Origin of the sequence: Streptomyces bobili, assembly GCF_002154575.1 — a bacterium.
GTDB classification, from domain to species: domain Bacteria; phylum Actinomycetota; class Actinomycetes; order Streptomycetales; family Streptomycetaceae; genus Streptomyces; species Streptomyces bobili.
Genome location: NZ_MUBA01000220.1, coordinates 1 through 4,803 on the forward strand (window position 1 = coordinate 1; position 4,803 = coordinate 4,803).

General features: G+C 69.2%; 4 protein-coding genes. 2 read left to right on the plus strand and 2 right to left on the minus strand.

All coding sequences use genetic code 11. The features are described from left to right. The coding region (locus BZL64_RS18655) for a pectate lyase family protein (RefSeq protein ID WP_107430311.1) at window positions 1–1,180 on the minus strand (1,180 nt) is incomplete at its 3' end. An 841-nt stretch (window positions 1,181–2,021) separates the two neighbouring features. Between BZL64_RS18655 and BZL64_RS18660 the strand changes: the two genes are divergently transcribed. Then, the gene (locus BZL64_RS18660; RefSeq protein WP_086770332.1) at window positions 2,022–2,480 is read left to right on the plus strand and encodes an SRPBCC family protein; all 459 of its coding nucleotides are present in this window, start codon (window positions 2,022–2,024) and stop codon (window positions 2,478–2,480) included. Window positions 2,481–2,524: 44 nt separating this feature from the next. On the opposite strand, the gene BZL64_RS18665 is transcribed toward BZL64_RS18660, so the two are convergent. Then, window positions 2,525–2,929 carry a MerR family transcriptional regulator gene (locus tag BZL64_RS18665; protein ID WP_167396162.1) on the minus strand — a complete coding sequence of 135 codons (405 nt, stop codon included), beginning with the start codon at window positions 2,927–2,929 and terminating at the stop codon, window positions 2,525–2,527. Window positions 2,930–3,289: 360 nt separating this feature from the next. On the opposite strand from BZL64_RS18665, the gene BZL64_RS18670 reads away from it, so the two are divergent. Continuing rightward, complete coding sequence (locus BZL64_RS18670; protein WP_086770333.1) at window positions 3,290–4,798, plus strand: SulP family inorganic anion transporter; 1,509 nt, start codon at window positions 3,290–3,292, stop codon at window positions 4,796–4,798. The last annotated feature ends 5 nt before the right edge of the window (window positions 4,799–4,803 follow it).

Consider the following 4,803-nt stretch of genomic DNA (forward strand, 5'->3'; position numbering starts at 1 on the left):
ACCACGTACTGGTCGCCGTCGGGGTGGGCGTGGAGGACGTGGGCGGGGTGGACGGCGTCGGCGTGGGTGACTGCACGGTGCAGCTGCCGTTCGACACCTGGAGACCCTTGCCGGCCCCGGCCGTGCGGCTCACCACGTCCGGCACACAGGCGGCGGAGTCGAGCGTGTAGGCGTAGGGGATGCTGACCGTGGTGTTGGACTGCGGGTTGGGACCGGCCGGCTTGTTGTCGGTGCCGGGGGCCGACCAGGTCACGTTGTCGAAGACGTTTCCGCCGACCTGCCAGTAGCCGGCCGCGTCCGTGTAGAAGGTGCCCAGGACGTCCTTGGAGTCCTCGAAGTAGTTGTTGTCCACCTTCGCGCGTGCCCCGGCACGGGAGTTGATGCCGGACTCGTTCAGGCTCACGTAGTGGTTGTTGTACATGTGGGCCACTCCGCCGCGCAGCAGGGGCGCTCGGGAGTCGATGTTCTGGTACAGGTTGTGATGGAACGTGATGTAGCTGTTGGAGACGTCGGTCTCGCTGGAACCGATCAGACCACCGCGGCCGGAGTTGCGCAGCGTGCTGTACGACAGCGTCACGTACTGGGTGTTGTCCTTCATGTCGAAGAGGCCGTCGAAGCCTTCCGACTCCCCGCCCGACGCCTCCAGGCTCGAGTGATCGACCCAGACGTTGCGGACGCCGCTCTCCATGCCGATGGCGTCGCCGCCGTTGGAGGTGGGCGAGCCCGACTTCTTCACGTTCTTGATCGTCACGTTCTGGATGATGATGTTGCTGGCCTCACGGATGTGGATGCCCAGCTGGTCGAAGACGGCTCCGCTGCCGACGCCGACGATGGTGACGTTGCTGATCTGCTTCAGCTCGATCACACCGGCGGCGGTGTTGCAGCTGGTGCCGGACACCTTGGCGGTGTTGGCGTGATTGATGGTCCCCTCGACCTCGATGGTGATCGGGGTACTGCTGCTGGCCCGGCCGCACAGTGCCGCGTGGATCGCGGTTCCGGTGGTGGCTCGCACCGTCTGACCACCGGCTCCGCCGGTGGTCCCGCCGTTCTGAGTCGCGAAACCGGTTGCGGTACCGGTCGCCGCCGATGCCTCCGGCATCGACAGCACGACACCTACGCCGGCCGCGACGGCCATCGCGGCTGATGCGGCGGAGAGCCGTAGAGCGACACTTCTCTGCATGGATGTCTCCTGATTCTCTGCTTCTGCCTGACCCAAGTTGCTGCCGCACACAGCGTTCGATTGTCGATGTACCGTCAATCTGGACGGATGAGCCACCCGCCATCCACGCCGCGCCCGCCCGGGTGTCACCCCGGACGCGGGTCGACGAAGGGGCATGCGTGACCGCTCCAGGTCACCACCGGATCACTGGCGGCTCGCACGCAAGTCGCGGCGCCCACCGCGACGATCACGCTTTCCCGCAACAGTCCCCGGCTCCGAGAAAGCGCTTTCCGTGGGGCGACGATAGGGGCCCCGTGGCGCGGTGGCAAGGGTCTGAACAGGCTGAGCCGGAGGGGGAGAACCCGCTTACAGGCCCGTTCCGCCTTAAGGCCCACGGCATCACACCGGCGTCAGTGGTCACCGCGACTCACGCCAGCACGTTGCAGATGTAAACGGTTGATCCAGGCGTCGAGCCGTTTCCGCCCCAACGGAGCTTTCCAGACAGCGCAAGGCTCGACCCTCGCCAGCGTTCCCATACGTGAACCTGGATGATGTACGTGATTGCCGGGAGGGCGCCGGACGGTAGCCGGAAGCGGTCCTGCCCGAACGCGACAGCCGAACGTGACAGCCGAGGACCGCATGCCTCTGCACGGCGCCAGGGCGCGGCGGTTCCGGCGGCGTCCCGCGTGCCGCACACGGGCGGCGGGCGGGCGGCGTGCGTGCGGCCGGGCCCCGGCGTCGCGGTTCTGCCGCTCGTCGCGCGCGATCGCCCGTGGTCCCGTAGGGTCGCCGTGCCGCTGGGCACAACGGGCAGTGGCGGCGTGTTCCTTGACGCGTGCGGGTCGACCGATCGGGAGTGCCGATGTCAGGACAGTTCGAGGCGAACGTCGAGATCGACCGGCCCGTCGAGGAGGTGTTCGCCTACCTCGCCGACGGGCGCAACGATCCGCAGTTCAGTCCCAGGGTGCTGAAGATCGAGCGGGTCCCCGATGCCCCGACCACCGTGGGCACCGTCTTTCGGAGCACCGTGAAGGACGCCGGGCTGAAATCCGGCCGGGAGTTCCGCATCACCGCCCTCGATGCCCCGGTCACGATCCGGTGGGCCGAGGTGTCGAAGAACGCCGTCATGGCCCGCGAAGGCGGCTACGATCTGGAGCCGCTGCCGACCGGCGGGACCCGCGTCCGTCTCTTCAACGTGCTGGAAGGCCACGGCGTGGGCAAGCTGCTGGTCGGGCCGGCGCTCGCCGCCGCACGCAGGGACGCCGATGGATTCGGTGCCCGGATCAAGGCGGCGGCGGAGGCGGCGATCGCGCCGAGGTGACGCTCGGGGCGACCCGCGCCGGCGCTGAGTGAGTGGTCCCCCGCTCAGGGCGTCGGCGTCCGCGTGAGCCTCTCGGCGAGAGTGGCAGCGAACTCCTCCGCCGCCGCCAGCTGGACGCGTAGATCGTCGACCCTGCGCTGCGCGGCCTGTTCGAAGCCGCGGATCCGCGCCAGCAGTTCGTCGCGGTCGGCGGGCGGGAGCTGCTCGCCGGAGTCCAGGAGGTCGGTCGCGTCGAGCAGGTCCCGCATCTCGTCCAGGGTGAAGCCGAGGGGCTTCATCCTGCGGATGACCATCAGGCGGGCCACGTCGGCCTCGGTGTAGAGGCGGAAGCCACCCTGGGAACGGGCGGAGGGGATGACGAGGCCGGTCTCCTCGTAGTGCCGGATGGTGCGCAGCGACAGCTCGGTCCGTGCGGCGACCTCGCCGATCTGCATGTGCTCGCTGCTCACGCGGGGCCCTTCCTCGTCCGTCTCCCGACCGCCGCCAGGACCGGCGCCAATCTCTACTCTAACGTTAGGGTAGAGTTTCCCTGGTCCTGGGGCGGCCGTTCCCCGTGTCCGTTCCCCTGGTGCGGGACACCGTCCCGCACCATCTGCTGTACCGGGGCCGACGAAGCCCCCGGCGAAGTCCGATGTCCGCCGGAGCGAGCGTGCCCGTGCCGGCCGGCGGCGCTGCCTTCCCGCCGTGACGCTTCGCACCTGAACGGCGTCGGCCGGGACTCCGCAGCCGCCTCGCCCCCTGCCTTCCCCGTCCTTCCGCGTGCCCGCCGTGATGCCGGGTGTGCCCGAGCACGACAGGTTCCGCTTCTCTTGTCTTCCTCCGCACTGTCCCCGGCCGCGTGGCTGCGTGGTTCCCGGCGTCCCACCTGGCTGACCGATCCGAAGGTGCTGCGCACCGAGGTGCTGGCCGGTCTCGTGGTGGCCCTGGCGCTGATCCCGGAGGCGATCTCGTTCTCGATCATCGCCGGGGTCGACCCGGCCATCGGCCTCTTCGCCTCGTTCACGATGGCCGTCACCATCTCCGTGGTCGGCGGCCGGCCGGCCATGATCTCCGCGGCCACCGGCGCGGTCGCCCTGGTCATCGCCCCGCTCAACCGCGAGTACGGTTTCGGCTACCTCGTCGCGGCCGTCATCCTGGCCGGTGTCATCCAGATCGCGCTGGGCGCGCTGGGGGTGGCGAAGCTGCTGCGGTTCGTGCCGCGCAGTGTGATGGTCGGCTTCGTCAACTCCCTCGCCATCCTGGTCTTCATGGCGCAGGTGCCGGAGATGACGGACGTGCCCTGGCCGGCGTATCCCCTGCTCGCGGCGGGCCTGGCCCTCCTGGTGTTCTTCCCCAGGGTCAGCAGGGCGGTCCCGGCCCCGCTGGTGTCCATCGTCGCCCTCACCGTCATCACGGTCGCGGCGGGGATCGCGGTACCCACCGTCGGAGACAAGGGCGACCTCCCGTCCGCGCTCCCGGTGCCCGGCCTGCCGGACGTGCCGTTCACACTGGAAACCCTGACGACCATCGCGCCGTACGCGCTCGCCATGGCCCTGGTCGGGCTGATGGAGTCGCTGATGACGGCCAAGCTGGTCGACGACATCACCGACACCCGCTCCTCCAAGACGCGTGAGTCCGTCGGGCAGGGTGTCGCCAACATCGTCACCGGCTTCTTCGGCGGCATGGGCGGCTGCGCCATGATCGGCCAGACGATGATCAACGTACGGGTGTCCGGCGCCCGCACCCGGCTGTCGACGTTCCTTGCGGGCGCCTTCCTGATGGTGCTGTGCATCGTGTTCGGGCCGGTCGTGTCCGACATCCCCATGGCCGCGCTCGTCGGCGTGATGGTGATGGTGTCGGTGGCCACGTTCGACTGGCACTCCATCGCGCCGAAGACGCTCAGGCGGATGCCGGCCGGGGAGATCGTCGTCATGGTGGTGACCGTCGTCTGCGTGGTCGCCACCGGCAACCTCGCCATCGGTGTCGTGGTCGGGTCGGTCACGGCGATGGTCATCTTCGCCAAGCGCGTCGCTCACCTCGCCGAGGTCACCGCCGTCGGCGACCCCGACGGCACGAGGGTCGTCTACCGCGTGACCGGCGAGCTGTTCTTCGCCTCCTCCAACGACCTCGTCGGCCGGTTCGACTACTCCACCGGCGCCGACACCGTCGTCATCGACCTGTCCGCCGCCCACATCTGGGACGCCTCCTCCGTCGCCGCCCTGGACGCCATCGAGAACAAGTACGCCCAGCGCGGCAAGACCGTGGAGATCACCGGCCTCAACGAGCCCAGCGCACGTATCCACAAGACGCTCAGCGGCGAACTCGCGGGCAACGGCTGACCGTC

Bases quoted from the DNA above. Each gene is read 5' to 3' on its own strand.
- BZL64_RS18660 (WP_086770332.1), top strand. From the start codon at position 2,022: ATGTCAGGACAGTTCGAGGCGAACGTCGAGATCGACCGGCCCGTCGAG.